The organism is Pseudomonas sp. NFPP07 (assembly GCF_900115645.1).
Taxonomy (GTDB): Bacteria; Pseudomonadota; Gammaproteobacteria; order Pseudomonadales; family Pseudomonadaceae; genus Aquipseudomonas; species Aquipseudomonas chlororaphis.
Map to the genome: position 1 here is coordinate 256,380 of NZ_FOXG01000002.1, position 16,912 is coordinate 273,291.

The 16,912-nt window shown below is 60.7% G+C and carries 21 protein-coding genes; 2 read left to right on the top strand and 19 right to left on the bottom strand.

The window, feature by feature from the left end:
* Window positions 1–67: 67 nt before the first annotated feature.
* Both erdR and BM019_RS06195 read right to left on the bottom strand, forming a co-directional pair.
* Window positions 68–718 carry a response regulator transcription factor ErdR gene (gene erdR, locus BM019_RS06190; RefSeq protein ID WP_007923933.1) on the bottom strand — a complete coding sequence of 217 codons (651 nt, stop codon included), beginning with the start codon at window positions 716–718 and terminating at the stop codon, window positions 68–70.
* 332 nt (window positions 719–1,050) lie between these two features.
* Complete coding sequence (locus BM019_RS06195; protein ID WP_009042442.1) at window positions 1,051–1,761, bottom strand: tRNA-uridine aminocarboxypropyltransferase; 711 nt, start codon at window positions 1,759–1,761, stop codon at window positions 1,051–1,053.
* Between the two features lie 189 nt (window positions 1,762–1,950).
* On the opposite strand from BM019_RS06195, the gene BM019_RS06200 reads away from it, so the two are divergent.
* A complete protein-coding gene (locus BM019_RS06200; RefSeq protein ID WP_009042441.1) occupies window positions 1,951–2,373 on the top strand; it encodes a PA3611 family quorum-sensing-regulated virulence factor in 423 nt (140 codons plus the stop codon).
* Between the two features lies 1 nt (window position 2,374).
* On the opposite strand, the gene BM019_RS06205 is transcribed toward BM019_RS06200, so the two are convergent.
* A complete protein-coding gene (locus tag BM019_RS06205) occupies window positions 2,375–2,569 on the bottom strand; it encodes a hypothetical protein (protein ID WP_007923939.1) in 195 nt (64 codons plus the stop codon).
* A 482-nt stretch (window positions 2,570–3,051) separates the two neighbouring features.
* On the opposite strand from BM019_RS06205, the gene BM019_RS06210 reads away from it, so the two are divergent.
* Window positions 3,052–4,167 (top strand): LOG family protein, encoded by a 1,116-nt coding sequence (locus tag BM019_RS06210; protein WP_062823502.1) that lies wholly within the window; start codon window positions 3,052–3,054, stop codon window positions 4,165–4,167.
* Window positions 4,168–4,212: 45 nt separating this feature from the next.
* Here the strand turns inward: BM019_RS06210 and recX are convergent, their stop codons facing one another.
* The 16 genes from recX to BM019_RS06290 form a co-directional block, all read right to left on the bottom strand.
* Window positions 4,213–4,680, bottom strand: coding sequence for a recombination regulator RecX (gene recX / locus BM019_RS06215; RefSeq protein ID WP_007923941.1), 468 nt, complete (start codon window positions 4,678–4,680; stop codon window positions 4,213–4,215).
* An 8-nt stretch (window positions 4,681–4,688) separates the two neighbouring features.
* On the bottom strand, window positions 4,689–5,741 hold the full coding sequence (recA, locus tag BM019_RS06220; protein ID WP_007923942.1) for a recombinase RecA: 1,053 nt from the start codon (window positions 5,739–5,741) through the stop codon (window positions 4,689–4,691).
* A gap of 83 nt (window positions 5,742–5,824) precedes the next feature.
* Window positions 5,825–6,325 (bottom strand): CinA family protein, encoded by a 501-nt coding sequence (locus tag BM019_RS06225; RefSeq protein ID WP_007923943.1) that lies wholly within the window; start codon window positions 6,323–6,325, stop codon window positions 5,825–5,827.
* A gap of 82 nt (window positions 6,326–6,407) precedes the next feature.
* Window positions 6,408–6,944 (bottom strand): lysis system spanin subunit, encoded by a 537-nt coding sequence (locus tag BM019_RS06230; RefSeq protein WP_092417843.1) that lies wholly within the window; start codon window positions 6,942–6,944, stop codon window positions 6,408–6,410.
* Complete coding sequence (locus BM019_RS06235; RefSeq protein ID WP_053259832.1) at window positions 6,926–7,489, bottom strand: glycoside hydrolase family 19 protein; 564 nt, start codon at window positions 7,487–7,489, stop codon at window positions 6,926–6,928. The genes BM019_RS06230 and BM019_RS06235 overlap by 19 nt, the downstream gene beginning before the upstream one ends.
* Before the next feature lie 21 nt (window positions 7,490–7,510).
* Window positions 7,511–8,110: a tail fiber assembly protein gene (locus BM019_RS06240; protein WP_306299206.1), complete on the bottom strand. Its 600-nt coding sequence runs from the start codon at window positions 8,108–8,110 to the stop codon at window positions 7,511–7,513.
* Between the two features lie 9 nt (window positions 8,111–8,119).
* Window positions 8,120–9,184: a phage tail protein gene (locus BM019_RS06245; RefSeq protein WP_092417844.1), complete on the bottom strand. Its 1,065-nt coding sequence runs from the start codon at window positions 9,182–9,184 to the stop codon at window positions 8,120–8,122.
* A 394-nt stretch (window positions 9,185–9,578) separates the two neighbouring features.
* Window positions 9,579–10,049, bottom strand: a complete 471-nt coding sequence (locus BM019_RS06250; RefSeq protein ID WP_275668612.1) for a tail fiber assembly protein — start codon at window positions 10,047–10,049, stop codon at window positions 9,579–9,581.
* A 1-nt stretch (window position 10,050) separates the two neighbouring features.
* Window positions 10,051–11,418, bottom strand: coding sequence for a phage tail protein (locus BM019_RS06255; RefSeq protein ID WP_092417845.1), 1,368 nt, complete (start codon window positions 11,416–11,418; stop codon window positions 10,051–10,053).
* Between the two features lie 302 nt (window positions 11,419–11,720).
* Entirely contained in the window at window positions 11,721–12,362 is a 642-nt protein-coding gene (locus BM019_RS06260) for a hypothetical protein (protein ID WP_092417846.1), read from the bottom strand.
* A 4-nt stretch (window positions 12,363–12,366) separates the two neighbouring features.
* Entirely contained in the window at window positions 12,367–13,221 is an 855-nt protein-coding gene (locus BM019_RS06265; RefSeq protein ID WP_092417847.1) for a glycine-rich domain-containing protein, read from the bottom strand.
* Window positions 13,222–13,232: 11 nt separating this feature from the next.
* Complete coding sequence (locus BM019_RS06270) at window positions 13,233–13,832, bottom strand: YmfQ family protein (RefSeq protein ID WP_092417848.1); 600 nt, start codon at window positions 13,830–13,832, stop codon at window positions 13,233–13,235.
* Window positions 13,820–14,860 (bottom strand): baseplate J/gp47 family protein, encoded by a 1,041-nt coding sequence (locus tag BM019_RS06275; protein ID WP_092417849.1) that lies wholly within the window; start codon window positions 14,858–14,860, stop codon window positions 13,820–13,822. Before BM019_RS06275 ends, BM019_RS06270 begins: the two co-directional genes overlap by 13 nt.
* Window positions 14,850–15,248, bottom strand: a complete 399-nt coding sequence (locus tag BM019_RS06280; RefSeq protein WP_009047315.1) for a phage GP46 family protein — start codon at window positions 15,246–15,248, stop codon at window positions 14,850–14,852. The genes BM019_RS06275 and BM019_RS06280 overlap by 11 nt, the downstream gene beginning before the upstream one ends.
* Complete coding sequence (locus BM019_RS06285) at window positions 15,248–15,757, bottom strand: phage baseplate assembly protein V (protein WP_092417850.1); 510 nt, start codon at window positions 15,755–15,757, stop codon at window positions 15,248–15,250. Before BM019_RS06285 ends, BM019_RS06280 begins: the two co-directional genes overlap by 1 nt.
* Window positions 15,758–15,868: 111 nt before the next feature.
* Complete coding sequence (locus BM019_RS06290; protein WP_087091406.1) at window positions 15,869–16,909, bottom strand: phage baseplate assembly protein; 1,041 nt, start codon at window positions 16,907–16,909, stop codon at window positions 15,869–15,871.
* Window positions 16,910–16,912: the final 3 nt, after the last annotated feature.

A 16,912-nucleotide genomic window follows, 5' to 3' on the forward strand; every position in this document is an offset into this window, starting at 1 on the left:
AACTAGAACAATAAGGAATGGGAAAGCTAGTTCAACAAAAGTCAAAAAAGCGTGAAGAAAGAGCCAGTTACTGGCTGGAAATTGACTCAAGTTGTTGCAGGAGCAGCGCCGCCTGAGTGCGGGTCCGCACCCCCAGCTTACGAAAGATTGCCGTCACATGGGCCTTGATGGTGGCTTCCGAAACGCTCAGCTCATAAGCGATCTGCTTGTTCAGCAAACCCTCGCAGACCATGGTCAGCACGCGGAACTGTTGTGGCGTCAGGCTCGCCAGGCCTTCGCTGGCCGCCTTGGCCTCGGCGGAGACGCTGACCTCTTCGAAGGCCTGTGGCGGCCACCAGACATCGCCGTCGAGCACGCTGCGCACGGCCTGTTGAATGACTTCGAGAGAACTGGACTTGGGAATAAAACCGCTGGCGCCAAATTCGCGTGAACGCACCATCACTGATGCTTCTTCCTGTGCCGACACCATCACCACCGGAATCTGCGGGTACTGACCGCGCAACAGCACCAGGCCGGAAAAGCCGTAAGCGCCCGGCATGTTCAGGTCCAGCAGCACCAGGTCCCAATCGGCCTTTTCGGTCAGGCGGGCTTCCAGTTCGGCAATGCTCGCCACTTCCACCAGACGGACATCCGGGCCGAGGCCCAGGGTCACCGCTTGATGCAGTGCGCTACGAAAGAGGGGGTGGTCATCGGCAATCAGGATTTCGTATGTGGCCATTTTTCAAATGATCCTGTTTTTTATGGGAGCACCGATGCATTCGGTCCTCGCCAAGGCAACACAGGTGTCAGCCAGAATGCTGCACCCAAAGAGCACGATCAACGCCAAGAGCCCGGAAATGCGGCGTTTCAAAGATCGGTCGCGCCCTAATCGGCGCCAAGCATGCCCAGCGAAGCCGGGGTGGTCAAGCTTCGGGCTGTGCGGCATCTTAGCTTGCTAACTAATAACAGTGCCATCATGCAAAGCCACGCCCGCACGGCTGCGCCTCGATGCTGAGCGGGATGCTGGTGGCGCAGCTCTGGCCGAAAAATTCCAGTCCCTTGCCTCAGCTCTTACAGAAAAGGCTTGAGGCGCGTGTGCGTCTCATCATCGGGATCGATCTCAAGCTGGAACTTGGCCGACAGATAATGGGTGCTGAACACATCCAGATAAGCATCCAGCACTTCGCCGGCCTGCCGGTCCGCGGCCAACTCCAGGCACAGCGCCGCAACCTCCGCGGTACAGAAATGGTCATCGCGCTTGGAGCGCCGCAGCTTGTAGCGCGACAACTGCTCGGGCTCCAGGCTCAATACCGGCAAATGCTCAAGATAAGGGCTTTTGCGAAACATCTTGCGCGCTTCGCTCCAGGTCGCATCCAGCAGGATAAACAGCGGGCGCTTGCCCGCCTCCAGGCGGACTTCGTTCACCACCCGCTGTGGCGCGACGAACTCTCCGGGGAACACCACATAAGGCTGCCACTGGGGATCGGCCAGCAAGGCCAGCAATTGTGGGTCGACTTCTGTTCGCGACCAGGGGAACGCCATGGTGTCTTCTATGACATCGGCGATCAGCCAGCCGGTATTGCTCGGCTTCATGGGTTCGACGTCATGCATGATCAGGCACATCGCCGACTGCGCGGAAACCTTGGGGCGCCAGGCGCACATGCAGTGGCTGGGAATCACCCGACAGCCCGCACAGCGCTCCGCCCGGGAACCTCGTGCAGTAAAAGGTCTGACGGCACGCGCAAGACGTTGAGCACGCAGGCGGGATACGGCATGACTCATTAGAAGCCGCCCTGGCAGAAAGAAGGAATCGACACGAAAAGAACTCGGAAAGCTGAAAATTCGCACAAGTTTATCAGAGCTCTCTGCTCAAACCTGTACCACCTACCCTCGCTCCCCTATAATTCGCCGCCACTGAACGCACAGTCGCGTGACTGGTCGAAGCATCAGTCACTGAACCAGGAGAGTTTCATGTTGCGCTTTATCGTTCCCACCGCCGCCCTTCTGCTGGCCTTGCCGTTCAGTGCTCAGGCTGCATCGCTGCAAGACTTCGAACTGAACAAGACCCTGCAGAAAACCGCCGAGGAAAGTAACGTCGGCACGCCTCGGGAAGTCAACGAGAACATCCTCGACCAGGGTTATACCGTCGAAGGCAAGGAGCTGATCAACCACCTCAGCGTCCAGGCCGAACACGCGGAAAAAATGCGCGCCAACCCCAAGGCGGTCTACCTGCAACTGGGCGCCAGCGTTTGCCGTGACCCGAACTACCGCAAGCTGATGGCCAAGGGTGCGATCATGCGCTACGAATTCACCGAGAACCGCACCAACCGCCCGGTCGCCTCGGCACGCTTCCAGGAGTCGGACTGCCCGGCCCCGACGAAGAAGAAAAAGTAATTCAGTGCCCTGCTGCGTGCCGCTGTTGATCATCGGCCCGCAGCTCCGCCAACAGGGCCTGCAAATAGCTCGAACGGCGTTCCCCACCTTCAAGCCGGCGTCGGCATTCCTCTTCAAGAGTCAGATGATTGGCGTCTGCCGCTGACTTCAGCAGTTGATACAGCTGCGCATCTATTTCCAGTACGACTTTGTGCATGACCAGCCTCCGTGCCCCACTCGCCATTACCTGCGCGACAACCCCGACCTGTGCATCCTGCCCTTTGACGCCAAGCTGTCTTGCTAGCGCTGTAACTTAGTAAATCAGAGCCTCCACCGGTCGACATGCGTTCAGACAGGCGGTGAATACGCTGCACGCCACCGCTAATAAGTGATTGCCAGCCCCGACTTTCAAGGCCCATGATCAAGTCAGCGCGAATCATCATGAAGGTCTAGATTTCAAAGTGTTCATGCTGAATTTTCCTGGGTGGATCCGGAGGCCGCCCAAGCGCGTCTTGCAGTGCACATGCTTTCTAAATCAAGGAATAGCAGAACCTGTATGGATGGCCCGCTGGCCACGTCAGGGTTTTTCCACCCTGGCGAATCAGCCGCCAAAGCCGGGCTGACAGCGACACATGCAGTGTCGTGATACCAACGAATGCTTCGTTCGTGTCAAAGGTTCTGTGCAGAAGGAGAAGTTGAATGCCTTACGAACCGAATGACCTCCTCAGTCGTCATTTTCAGAGCAACGGTATCGACCTCAGCAAGGTCGAAGAACAACTCAACCTGATCGCTCCCAACAGCCCCAACATTCCTCTTTATCGCGACATGATTCTCACCGTCCTGCGCATGGCCCAGGACGATCTAAACCGCTGGAACGCAAAAATCACCCTGCAGGCCCTGCGCGAACTGGAACATGCTTTCCGCGTGCTGGAACAGTTCAAGGGGCGACGCAAGGTGACGGTATTTGGCTCCGCGCGTACCCCGATCGAACACCCGCTGTATGGCCTGGCACGAGAACTCGGCGCGGCCCTGGCCCGCTCCGACCTGATGGTCATCACGGGCGCCGGTGGCGGCATCATGGCCGCGGCCCACGAAGGTGCCGGTCGCGATCACAGCCTGGGGTTCAACATCACCCTGCCCTTCGAGCAGCATGCCAACCCGACGGTGGACGGCACGGAGAACCTGCTGTCCTTCCACTTCTTCTTTACCCGCAAGCTGTTCTTCGTCAAGGAAGCCGATGCCCTGGTGTTATGCCCGGGTGGCTTTGGCACGCTTGATGAGGCGCTGGAAGTACTGACCCTGATCCAGACCGGCAAGAGCCCGTTGGTACCGGTGGTGCTGCTGGATGTCCCGGGAGGAACCTTCTGGCAAGGGGCGCTGGACTTTATCCACAATCAGCTCGAGAACAACCGCTACATCCTGCCAACCGACATGAAGCTGATGCGCCTGGCGCACAATACCGAGGAGGCGGTCGAAGAAATCAACCAGTTCTACAGCAACTTCCACTCCAGCCGCTGGCTGAAACATCAGTTTGTCATTCGCATGAATCACAAACTCAGCGAACCGGCGCTCGAGCAGATGCAGACGGCTTTCGCCGACCTGTGCCTGAGCGATCGCTTCCATCAACATGCCTACAATGTCGAGGAGCACAACGAACCGGAGTTCAGCCATCTGGCACGCCTGTCGTTCACCTTCAACGCCCGCGACAATGGCCGCCTGCGCGAACTGATCGACTTCATCAACCTGCCGGAAAACTGGGCGGTGAATCAGGCCAAGGCGCAACAACGCACGAGAGAACCGATCAAGGTCACTTGAGCCCAAAAGCAGAGGCCCGCGCATTCGACTCGCGGGCCCTACAGGTCAATCGTCCACCCTTCGGCCGCTCAGCAAGCGGCCGATCATGTCCATCGAATATCCCCGATACCCCAGAAAGCGGCCTTGTTTGGCACGCTCCTTGGCATCTATCGGGAAATGCCCGGCAAACTTGCGCCGCCAGACATCCTCCAGTTGTGCTTGCCAGTCGATGCCGCTCTCACGCAAGGCGAGTTCGATATCGGCACGCTGCAAACCGCGCTGGCTGAGTTCTTCGCGAATACGCATGGGACCGTAGCCGGAACGGGCACGATAGGAAACGAAACTTTCGAGATAGCGGGATTCGGATAGCAGCCCCTCTTCCGTCAAACGGTCAAGGGCTGTTTCGATCATCTCGGGAGAGGCGCCGCGCTGACGCAGTTTACGCGTCAGCTCGACTCGACCGTGCTCGCGTCGCGCGAGCAGGTCCATTGCGGTTCGCCGCACCGCGACGAGGGTATCGAGTACGGCGGTCATCGGATCGATCAGATATCCGCGTCGGCCATGTCATCGATGGTCTCGTTGACCGGCGAAGCTTTGACATCAGCAGTCGGAGCCAGCAGCTTGTCGCGAATCTGCTTCTCGAGGGCGTTACCGATTTCCGGGTTGTCCTGCAGGAACTTGGCCGAGTTGGCCTTGCCCTGACCGATCTTGTTGCCCTGGTAGCTGTACCAGGCACCGGACTTCTCGAGGAAACCGTGCAGCACGCCCAGATCGATGATCTCGCCGTTCAGGTAGATACCCTTGCCGTACAGGATCTGGAATTCAGCCTGGCGGAACGGTGGAGCCACCTTGTTCTTGACGATCTTGACCCGGGTTTCGCTACCGACGACTTCGTCACCTTCCTTCACCGCGCCAGTACGACGGATATCCAGACGAACCGAAGCGTAGAACTTCAGCGCGTTACCACCGGTGGTGGTTTCCGGGCTGCCGAACATCACGCCGATTTTCATACGGATCTGGTTGATGAAGATCACCAGGCAGTTGGCGTTCTTGATGTTGCCGGTGATCTTGCGCAGCGCCTGGGACATCAGGCGGGCCTGCAGGCCCACGTGCATGTCGCCCATCTCGCCTTCGATCTCGGCCTTGGGCACCAGTGCCGCCACGGAGTCGATCACGATCACGTCGATGGCATTGGAGCGCACCAGCATGTCGGTGATTTCCAGTGCCTGTTCACCGGTGTCCGGCTGGGAAACCAGCAGGTCGTCAACGTTGACCCCCAGCTTGCCGGCGTATTCCGGGTCCAGTGCGTGCTCGGCGTCGACGAAGGCGCAGGTGGCGCCCATCTTCTGTGCCTGGGCAATCACGGACAGGGTCAGGGTGGTTTTACCGGACGATTCCGGACCGTAGATTTCAACAATACGGCCCTTTGGCAGGCCGCCGATGCCGAGTGCGATGTCCAGACCCAGAGAGCCAGTGGAAATGGCCGGGATCGCCTGGCGGTCGTGATCGCCCATACGCATTACGGCACCCTTGCCGAATTGACGTTCGATCTGACCCAGGGCCGCAGCCAAGGCTTTCTTCTTGTTGTCGTCCATTAAAGTCCTCACGTAATCAATAAGGCCTGACGGCCAACACCTGTATAAGTAGCCAGTATTATTCCACAGCGTTCGTGGATCGCCTACCCCTGTTTTGAGATTTCTGCCGCGGCATGTTGCAGCAAGCCCTCTAGCGCGGCCTTCACCGTTTGTCGGCGGACGTCGTCCCGATTCCCGGCAAAGTGTCGGCACTCGGCCGTTACCGCCTCTCCCACGCCCCAGGCCAGCCATACGGTGCCCACCGGTTTCTGCGGCGAGCCGCCGTCCGGGCCGGCCACGCCGCTGACCGCCACGGCAAAACGCGCCCTGCTTTTGCCTTGCGCGCCCCGCACCATCGCCTCGACCACCTCGCGGCTGACCGCGCCGACGGAAGCGAACAGCGCTTCCGGCACCGCCAGCTGTTGGGTCTTCTGCCGATTGGAGTAGGTCACATAACCCGCTTCGAACCAGGCCGAACTCCCGGGAATGCGGGTGATGGCCTCGGCAATCCCGCCACCGGTACAGGATTCGGCCGTGGTGACGTGGGTATTCAGAATCTGCAAGCGCCTGCCAAGTTCAGCGGCAAGCTGGGTGATTTCGTTCACGGTCCTCTCCTGATCGGGTTGGCGGAGGTCTTACCGTACACGAGCGATACGCGCTTGCAAGGCACGGAGCGGATCAAAATGTTTAGCGGTTCAACGCCCTGACGTAGGCCTGGCACGCCTGCAGGGCGATCAGTCCCCGGTCGCCGGCATCGGTGATGCCGATAATTCGTTGAGCATGCGCCGGGTCAAGTCGGGCTCGCGGGGCTCCATGAACCAGGCCGCCGGCGGTGGGGGTGGCAGGCACTGTGCAGCCGGCGGCGCGGTCATGGGCGTCGAGGAGGACTGACAGGCGCAGATCAGCAGTGGCAAGACGGTCGCGCAGGCGACCTTGATCACGTTGGGCATCGCTCAAGGCTCGGTAATGGGTTTGGTCGCTGGCTTGCAGCTGTTGCTCCAGGGCCAGGCGTTTGTCCTGCTCGTCCCGCTGCCGGGCAGCGGCCGCCAGGTTCAACTGATTCAGCGCTTCGCCGTGCAGCCTGGCCTGCTCCGCCAGTTGCCGACCAAAACGCCACTCCTGAACCTGCCAGGCCAGCGTCCCCGCGATGCCGGCCACCACGGCCAGCAGCACGACGACAGCCATTGCCCGGTAAGACAGAGGCATCAGGCCGAAGGCTGGCATAACACCTCCCGTGCCCGCGCCCAGAGCTGCAGGCGGTCCTCCAGCCCGTTCAAGCCGCCGTTGATACGACGGGTGATGCTGTTGAACTGGTCGCGGTCGGCCAGTTCGTTAAGGCCGTTCTGCTGCCAGAACCAGGCGGCCGACTCGGCGGCCCACTGCGGCTGTTCCAACAATTCGGGCAACGCCAGTAAACGCTCGTCACCGAACAGCCCGAGGCTGCATTGCCGGTAGTTGTCGCGACCGGTGACCTGGATCAGACCACGGCCACGGTATTTCTGGCCGTCGCCATCGGCCTCCGGGGTATTGCCCAGACGGGCCGCCAGGCTGCCGGTGTCGTATTTGCTCAGGTACTGGTCATTGCCCAGCTCCCGCACATAACGCAACTGCCCCGACTCATGACCGACCTGCGCAAGAAAGGCGGCCATGCGTTTGGGCGTGTTGATATGGCGGTTCAGCATGGCGGTGTTAAGCGCAGAAACAAAAACGCCCGCTTGGGAGCGGGCGTTGGGCATGATTTTGAGGAGTTGTCCCTCGGTCACAGACATTAGTGTCTCCCTGACTTGGGTTCATTTGGCACGGAAGAAAGATCGCAAGGCATTCAACCGGCCACGGGGGGCATCCAGAGTTAGCACTGGCCACTCAATTTCAAGCGGATAACCCGGCTGCTGCTCGATACGGTTCAAGGCAACGCAATAGCGCTTCCACTCTAGTAAGGCAGATTGTTCCTCGGATGAGGCTTCTCCCAGTTCAAGGGCGTATTGAAGTGGCGCCATGCGCAACGTCGCCTCAGCCAATTGTTTGTCCCGCTCACTTTGAGCGGCGAGTGTTGCCGCTGCCTGTTGTGCTTTTACATCAAGCTGCCAGGAACCCTCGCTCCAACTAAAGTACGGTCCCGGAGGCGCCGTTTTCGTAAATCCTTCTGGCAGGTCACCCACCTCGGACCACTCCACGGATTCACCTGTATCGGTGCTGTAGACCACACCACGCAAATCAAGAACTTGTTGAGGCCAGCCTCCGATAAGGGCCCATACATGACCAGACATTGGCTCATCGAGCTGCTGGTCCAGAGTTACAGCATTATTTGGCAACTGAATGCCCAAGCCAGGAATAAGGGGAAACTCAACAGGGCCGATCAGAGCCCCCGATGCATCAATCAGGTAGTTCATCATTTCGTCTCAGATCAGTTTCAACCGGCCAGGATAGGCAACGTTATGGGGACGCGCCTCTGCGCCTCCTTCGTTGGATAAACCGGTCCCCACAGGTGTGGTCCCAACCAACTGGTAGGGCAGCGTGTATCTCAGAGACCAGACCGAAGTCTGGAAGACCGCTCCATTCGCAGCTCCCTCCCCCACTGCCACGGCCGTCGGCGTATGGATGTGCGCCCGATTCTGGTCTCGCTGGACAACGCCAGGATTACGACCCGGATCGATTCCGCGCCCTTCGTCCAGAACCCGCAGGAACTCACCCCGCCCTTCGGGCCCCCGAAACGTCAGTGTTCCATCACCGCTGCTCCAGCCACCTTCTGCACCGACTCGCGTCGCCTCGGTCCACATCATTCCCGACACCTTGGCGTGATCCCACAGCCAGGGCCATTCGGCCCGACTGAGAATCGCCCCGTTCAAGGCGCCATAACCACCGGGGCTGAAAGCAGTCGTCGTTTCAAAGACCGGGCGCCCCAGAGGCGTGCTATCGAACCGACCTACCGGCCACCAACTTCCAGCACCATCACTGCGTAGGTGCCACCAATCCCCTGCCCCCATAAGCACCAGGAAGGGATAACCAGCAGGACGCAAATGGGTGTGGAACTTGATGTTGTCAGTCCCCGAACATTGCACTACCAGGCGGTTACCGCTGTTATCCACGCGACGCACAATAACGTCACGCACACCTAAACCTTCGTTGCAGGGAGGAAGTGTTATCGACACTGTATCTGCCGCACCATTGATGAGTAACAAACCCAGTTCGTCAGACTCCAGCAATCTGGAAACTGCAATATTTTTCACGACTGAAAGCATCGGGCTTGCTTTACCAACAATAACCTGCAATGCCTTCAGCAACTGAGCGTTGTCGTTCTCATCCGGTGCTATTCCTGCGCTTTTTACTACCGCCAGTATCTCTTGAGTTACACCATTGCCCCATGCTGCAGGAATCAGTGATCCTGGAACACCAGAAATGACATTTTCATCGATAAATCGGCCATCTACCAAGCCAACACTTGGAACACTACTCGGATAATCCATTATTTAACCTTCTGCCTCGAATATGACTGATATTACCCAGACAATTCCCCTCCGTTAGGGCTAGTACCTATAAAACATCCTTCACCCAACAATGCCATCGGATAAAAACGATTCAACCAGTACATCTGGGTAGAAAGGCCAGCAATCATTCCTAATAAAAACACTAATATTCCGGTAATCACTCGGGTGGCGCTGGACGACTTTCTGGATTTGGAAAAATGGGGAGTGGGGCCAGTCACGTAAAGACTGAATACAATTCAGAAACTCATAAAGCTGAGCCTCGGAAAGCGTTGTATTTCGATTAATCAGCTGTTCATCGATATGGCGTTCGCAAAGCGGGTTCAGTAATCAGCATGGATGAAAGTCCTCGAACGCAAACGTCTGCAAACTGACCTCACTCACCGGGAGCCTCGGGCCACTCGACAACCGTTGGAAACCCTTCTTGCTCCTGTACTCGCGACAGCAGCACTCGGTACTTTTTCCAGGCACTCAGGGAGACTTTCTTGGTGGCCAAGGCCGCGATTTCCTTATCCGTGGCAATTTCAAGCTCCACGGAGTCCTGCAGGATATTCAGGTCAGCCTGCAACTTCTCTATTACGGAGTTGGCAACTGCGGTCAGCTCGGCGCGTTGCAACAGAACATTGCTCTTTATCATTTCCACCCCCGGCTCGGCGATATCACCAAATTCCAAAGCGACTGCACGTTCAAACAACTCCCGGCCATGAGGTTCCGGATCTTCAGGAGAGGCGGTGAATATGATTTCGCCAAGTGTGTCCTTGGTGTCTTCGAATATCACATGCAAGTTGAGCGTTGTATGAGCCTGGTCATTCCAGCAAGGTGTGCGAGCACTTAGTACTTTCATCATGTCAAGAAACCCTCAAGCACAGAGTTGTAGAGTCGGAACTGGCGCCGTCCGTATTTCTGACGCCCCCCATAATTCGCCAGGTGCCAGCAGGCGCACCGCCCCAGTCATTGCCATCCGAAGCGGCGTACCTGCAATTCACACCCGCCACGAGAGAGCTAGGCCCGGTGCCGCCACCGCCGCCAAGAAGCAGGAGCGCATAGGAGCCAACCGCGCCCGTACCGGCCGTAGACTGCGCAGCTACTGCCCTTCCGTTACCGATGTGATCGGTCCAGATGGTTCCCAAATCGAAAGCATCTACTTGCGCCCTGAGACCCGAGCCGTCAGTAGCCCAGCCCAGCATGACCTGATTGGAGCCCTGAGCATTCCCTCCACCTTGGCGCACGGGAGTGAAACCGAGCCTAAGTTGGAGATGGTAAACGCCGTTATCAGAGGCCCTTCTGAAGTAAGGGTAATCCGGGTTATTGCTGGCAAAACCGGCATAAGTAATCGCGTCTCTTAATACCCGCTCACTTAAAAACGAATTAATTTGAGTAGCCGTGTACGCATCGTTAATGCCATAACCACCCAGAGTGGTCGCAGCCCTGGCCAGCCCCACATACTCATTATTGTTTCTATTGCGCATATAAGGAGCTGCCGAGTTACCACTGGCAAAACCGGCAATGGAGCAGGCATCCGAACTGATCTTGGCGTCCAGCAACCCATTGGTCGCCGTCTTGCTGTAAGCATCAGCAATCGCATAACCATCCAGGGTCGTCGGGTTCGATCCCGAAGTGACCTGACCACGCGCATTGACCACTACTTTCCGATACTCCCCGGCAGCTACACCGGTAGCCCCGGCCATCAGTTCGAAAACCTGAGGCGTGGCCCCGACGGTAATCGGCCCCGTGGTGGTCATTTGCCAGATACGCGACTTGTTAACCTGTCCTTCATCCGTCCCGACAATAAAGTTGGACGTCACCTGATAATCCAGCGCCGCATCCGGTGCTCGTGACCAGGAATCGGCCGAAACGATATAAAGCCCGTTCTGCGCCGCATTAGGCTGGTCCTTGACCAGTACACGATCGGCGACCGTGAGCTGCACGCCATCGATGGCTTGCAGACCGCTCAAGGCAACGGAGCCGGTGGTGGCAACACGTACGGAGTCCTTGAAATCCCGGGCAGCGAAACTCTGGATCGCCTGCAGCAACTGAGTGGTCGATGCCTCGTCGGGGACCAGGCCGGCCGATTTGATGACGTTCAGGATTTCCTGGGTAACCGCATTGCCCCAGGTAGCGGGAATCAATGATCCCGGGGTACCTGCCACCGGGTTTTCGTCGACAAACTTCCCATTCAGCAACCCGACACCGGGCACGCTCTTTGGATAATCCATTGCTCTATTCTCTAGTCATAATTGATGTTCGCCAGCCCATGGGCCGGAGCACTGGAGCCGACACGTCGCCCCAGTGGCAGCGTCCGCCGGCGTTGAGGGGTCAAGGGAATTGCGCCTTCCAGGTACCGAATTGAGCGTCCCACGCGAGGCGCATGGAACCCGACAACAGAAGTGCTCGGCTGCGGGCTATTTCCGTGCTCTGGCTACCTATGGCGAGCAAGCCATAGCACTGAAGCTCGGCGAACCGCTGGCCACCTGGGCGACCTTGGACGGCTGCTTGAAACGCAACACGGTGTTCCCGTTCAGTCGCCGGCAACCTTGCGAATCGCCTCGATCGCTGCCTCGCAGGCGTCTTTCGCAGCTTCCTGCTTGCCCTTGCTGGCCTGAGCCCGGATGCGCTCTTTTGCCTGCAAGCGCAGCGTGCGAAGTGCGAGCAGCTTGCTGCCGAGCTCGGCGGCCTTGGCGAGAATCTGGTCGGCCGCTTCCCTGGCGGTACGGCCTTTCACCACCCAGGCGCTTACCGCGAGAGGCACTGCTTTTTTCGGGTAGCCGGCCTCCTTGAAAGCCTGGGCTTCACTGGCGGCCTGGGCATACTCCGCGGCCTTGAGCGGATCGCCACTGATCATCTGCCGGGCGGTGTCAGCCTCTGCATCCACTCGCTGGCACAGTTGTTCCGCCTCTTGCTCCGCGGCTGCCGCGGCCTGCTGGGAGTCCAGCGACCACTGGCTACCGTCCCAGTAGTGAGCCGCGGAGGGTGGGGGAACATCGACCCGGGTCAGTTCGCCATCCAGCACATAGTGCAGAGCGTCTTTGCGCTTCCATTGTTCGGCAGTGACCGGTAGTACCTTCATGGTCGGCGCAGGAGCGGCATAGGCGAATTGATCGAGGTCCTGCCAATCGATGACTGTTCCCGAGGTCACGCAATAAAGAATCTGTTTGCTCATGTTTTCACCACTCGATCAGCATGAAACCGGGCACGCCATTGCCGCCAGGCTGGGCAAGTCCGGTACCCGCGATGTAATAGCCTCCCGCGCCGCTGCCACCCGCGCCATAACCGTAAGCGGGCTTTCCTGCTCCCCCAGAGGTCGTGCCTGACCTGGGGATACCGCCACCAGCCCCGAATGGTCCGCTGGCCCCGGCCCCACCCACACCGGCAACGGTATTGGACGAGACATCCGTCGCATCTCCGCCCTCCGGAAAACCCGCCCCACCCTTAGCGCCAGGGACATAGCCAGAAAGATTGACCCCAGACCCTCCTCCACTCCCGCCAGACAGCGACAAAATCGCCCCCGCCGAGCCGACCAGCGTGTTACCACCACCGGTGGCGAGAACCGCCGCGCTGGCACCCACCCCGGCCGCCCCGATCACCACAGGAATGACCTGTCCCGGCGTCACGGAGACAGGAAAGCGGATAACCGGCTGCCCGGCACCGCCTCCACCGCCACCGGAAGACGTCGCACTCGTGCCTCCCGGGCAGGCGCCGCCACCGCCCCCACCCGCACACCCACTCAACCAGATCTTCGTCACGCCCTCCGGCACGGTGAAGCTGCCATTGGCGGTGAAACGCTGAATGCCGAGCCCCGCGCTCTTGCGGCTGATGCTGCGAATCGCGCTCAACAGCTGCGTCAGGTTCGCCTCGCTGGGCGTCAGGTCGGCCGCCGTGATCACGGCCAGCAGTTCCTGGGTCACCCCATTGCCCCAGTCCGCCGGAATCAGCGATCCCGGGGTGCCGGTCAGCGGGTTCTCATCGACGAACCTGCCATTGACCAACCCGGCACTGGGCACACTCTTCGGATAATCCATCGGTCTATCCCCTAGTCATAATTGATATGCACCCGCGTATGGGCCGGCGCGCTGCGGTGGATCTGGCATTCCAGGGCCGAGCCCGGGTTCATGCCGAAACGCTCGCCCCAGTAACTCGCGCCAAAGCGCCGGCCCAGGAGCAGTCGTCCACCGGTGTTGAGCGTCCACATGAATTGCGCCTGCCAGGTGCCGAAATGCGCGTCACCAAAACGTGCGCGGCCCATGCGCGGGGCTTCGTGCTCGGTGATGGTGGCGTTCGGATAGCCCTGGCTGCGGGCGATCTCGATGTAGTAGGCGAGCGCCTGGCTGCCGACGGCCAGCAGTCGCCGGCGCACGGCCAGGCGGCGGTCGTCGAACAGCGGGGTCGGGCCCAGGCAGGGGTCGGGCAGGTTCATCACCCGCTCCCAATCCGGTACCAACTCGCTGGCACCGGTCGGGTCCATTTCGTTGAGCAGGTCGGCGGCGCGGGCGTCGAGGCGGGCCAGTTCCTGGGACACGCCTTCGAGCACCTCCTCGAGCTCCGGCACCCGCTCCGGGTCCCAGGCCGGGCCGCTGGGCAGCAGGCTGCGCAGCTGGCTCTGGTATTGCGCGGCGGTTCTTACTCCAGCCATACGCAACCTCCGAACGTCAGCAACTGGTTACTGGCGGCGGGAACATCCGCGGTCGGCGCGCTGAGCCGGTGATCGTTCTCGCCGGCGGCACTGCTGATGGCCTCGCGGATATGGCTGATCAGCAAGGTGTCGCCCAGGCCGGCCTCGCGGTTGTGCAGATCGCGCAACTGGGCCTCGACCGCCGCGCGCACCGCGCTGGTGTCCGGCGACAAGCGCAGGCTGTAGGTCACGGGCGACTGCTGCGGCGCCAGCACATGCAACTCGGCCGTCACCGGACGCAAGGGTTCGATGTAGGCCTTTACCTCCGCCAGCTGCTCGGCATTCGGGATCGGTTGCGCATCGTCGTCGCGCATCACGAACAGACCCACGGTGCCCGGCCCCAGGTAGCTGCCTCGGCACCAGGCCCGGGTAATCCCCGGGCACTCCAGCGCCCAGGTTTCATAGTCCTGGGCCGAGCCGCCGTGGGGGATGATGCGGTAGGAGCGGATCACCCGGGCACGCAGCGATTCCAGGCTTTCCGCGGCGACGCCACCGCTCAGGCCGGGGGCGAGCACGGTGAAGGTATTGCCGATGCCCTGGATCGGTTGCACCGGAATCAGGTTCAGGCCGGCCTCGGCATTGCCCAAGGTGCCGGCGTCGAGGGCCTGGACGGTGGTGCTGTTGCTGCCGGCGCTGGTGGTGCGGGCGGCGGTGACTTTGTAGGTGCGGCCGTCACTGGCCTGCAGCAAGGTATCGACGTCCAGCACCGCGCCTGCCGCCGCCGTGAAGCTCACCGAACCGCTGGCCGCCTGGGCGGCCTTGCGCGGCTGGTTGAGGCGCAGCGCGGCGATGCGTTCCAGGGTCGACTCGTCGGCCTTGTCCGGCAGGATCTGATCGGCGATCCAGTCCAGGTAGCCGTAGAGGCCATAGGCGGCGCCACCGAGGGTACGGGCCAGCACTTGCGCATCGGACTGGCGCAGCGCATCGCTGGCCAGGTCGCTTTGGGTGCGCTTGATCAGCACCGGCAGCGAAGGGGTATCAAAGGGCATAGGTCACCTGCCAACTGTTATCGGGGTTGATGTCCAGGCGTTCACCGTTGGCCAGGACCAGCGTCGTGCGCAGGTTCAGGCGCTGGTCGTCGAGACGTTCGCTGATGATCTCGACCGCGCTGCAATGGCCATCGTCGATCAGCCATTGCAGGGCTTCGCGGGCATAGAACTCGGCGTCGAGCTGGGTCTGGCGGGTCAGCTTGACCCGCCGCAGCAGCCACAGCCGCGAGCCGATGCGGTCGTCGGCCACGGTGGGAAAGCTGTCGCCCCACCAGCCGAAGCGCTCCTCGTCGTCCAGCGGGTCGTCGTCCGCCGCGCGGCGCCAGGTGAACAGGCTGATCAGCACGGCACGGGTCAGTGCGCGGTGCAGGTCTTGGCTGATAAACATCATTGGCCTCCCGCCGGCGCGCCGGTCTGCCCACTACCCGGCTGCACGCCACCATGCACGTGCTTGATCTGGCTGATGCCGCCAGCGACCTGGTCGCCCTGGGAGACGATCTTGCCGGTCTGGGTCAGGGTCGGGGTGTCGATATGCACCGCGCTGCTGGCGCGGATATTGAGGGTGGCGGTCTCGATGTCGATGATCCGCCCACGCTTGAAATGAATCTTGTCGCCTTCGTCGGTGTAGATCGCCACTTCGCCGGGGGCCAGGGCCTTGAGGCGAAAACGGCGGTCGGCGACCACCAGCACGATGGCATGGGAGCGGTCGCCGCCAAGAAAGGTGGCGATGCCTTCGGCGCCGGCCAGCGGGTTGCTGGTGAAGCCGTAGGGTTCGAAGTGCTCCATGTCGTCGTTCACTTCGCCGGCGGTCAGGCGCATTTGCAGCGATTGCAGTTTGTTGGCCGAGTTGGCGAGCACGACGGTGCCGCGCGCCAACAGGCGTGTCAGTAGGCTCATGGTTTTTTCCTTGCCCCTGTGCAGGAGCGAGCTTGCTCGCGATAGCGGCCTTACAGGCACACCGTGTCGCCCCCATCGCGAGCAAGCTCGCTCCTACACTACCGGGGGGTTTTAGGCTTTCGGCGGCACCGGACTGGCGTCGAAGGTATGGGGCGGCGCCACCTGCAGGGTGGTGATCGAGCCCTGCTCGGAGAGCGAGTAGGTGACCTTGGAAATCAGCAGGTCCTGGTCGAAACCCAGCACCGGGTCGATCACCCGCACCAGGGTGTTGTGGCGCCACAGCTCGCCGTTGCTCTGGCGCCAGCCCTGCACCTTGTAGGTGCTGGTCAGGGCCTTGCCGGTGCGAATGGCGCTTTCCCAGTCGGCCCGTTGCTGGGCCAGCTCCTGGGTCAGCTGGGCTGGTTCGTTGATCACCGTGACCCGCTTGCGCTTGGCCGTGCCGTCGCTGGCCACGCCCGACACTTCGCTGACCGCGGCGCCGCTTTTCTGGTCGTTGCCCTTGTGCTGGCCGATCACCCGGTACTCGGAAAACACCTGGCTGAAGTCCATCGGCGCGCTGGCCGAGAGGATGTTCTTGCCCAACTCCAGCACATCCACCGCACGCCCGCCGCTGCCCGGCCGGGCCAACAGCACCCGGCCTTCGGCGTCGTCGGTGGAGAACACCCGGAACAACGTCAGCAGGCGGTCGATGGACTGGAACACGGTTTCCCCGGGCACGATGCTGTGGCTGCTCAACCGCGTGGTTTCCGCGATCTCGCTGACCACCCCGACGCCGTAGGACGCGGCCAGGGCCTGGACGATTTTCAGCAGGCTCTGCTCGCGCCATTGGCCGGGCTGGTTGATCGCCGCGCAATCCACCAGGTCCTGGGTCAGGGAGCTGCCCTCGATGCTCAAGCCGATCTGCCGACCGTCATAGCTGATCGGCGCCTTGAACACATGGCCGCTGAGCAACAGGTCGGCGCCGATGCGCACCTGGCACTTGGCGCCGGGACGAATGCGCTGGTCCAGAGTCTGGCCCGGCCATTGCCAGGTCACGTCGAGCTTGAAGGTGCGAAACTGCCGCTCCAGGTCGGCGCTGATTTCCACGCTTTTCCAGCCGCCGTAATCCTGGCCGTCCACCGTCAACAGCACCCGGTTATCGAAGTTGCCCATGGC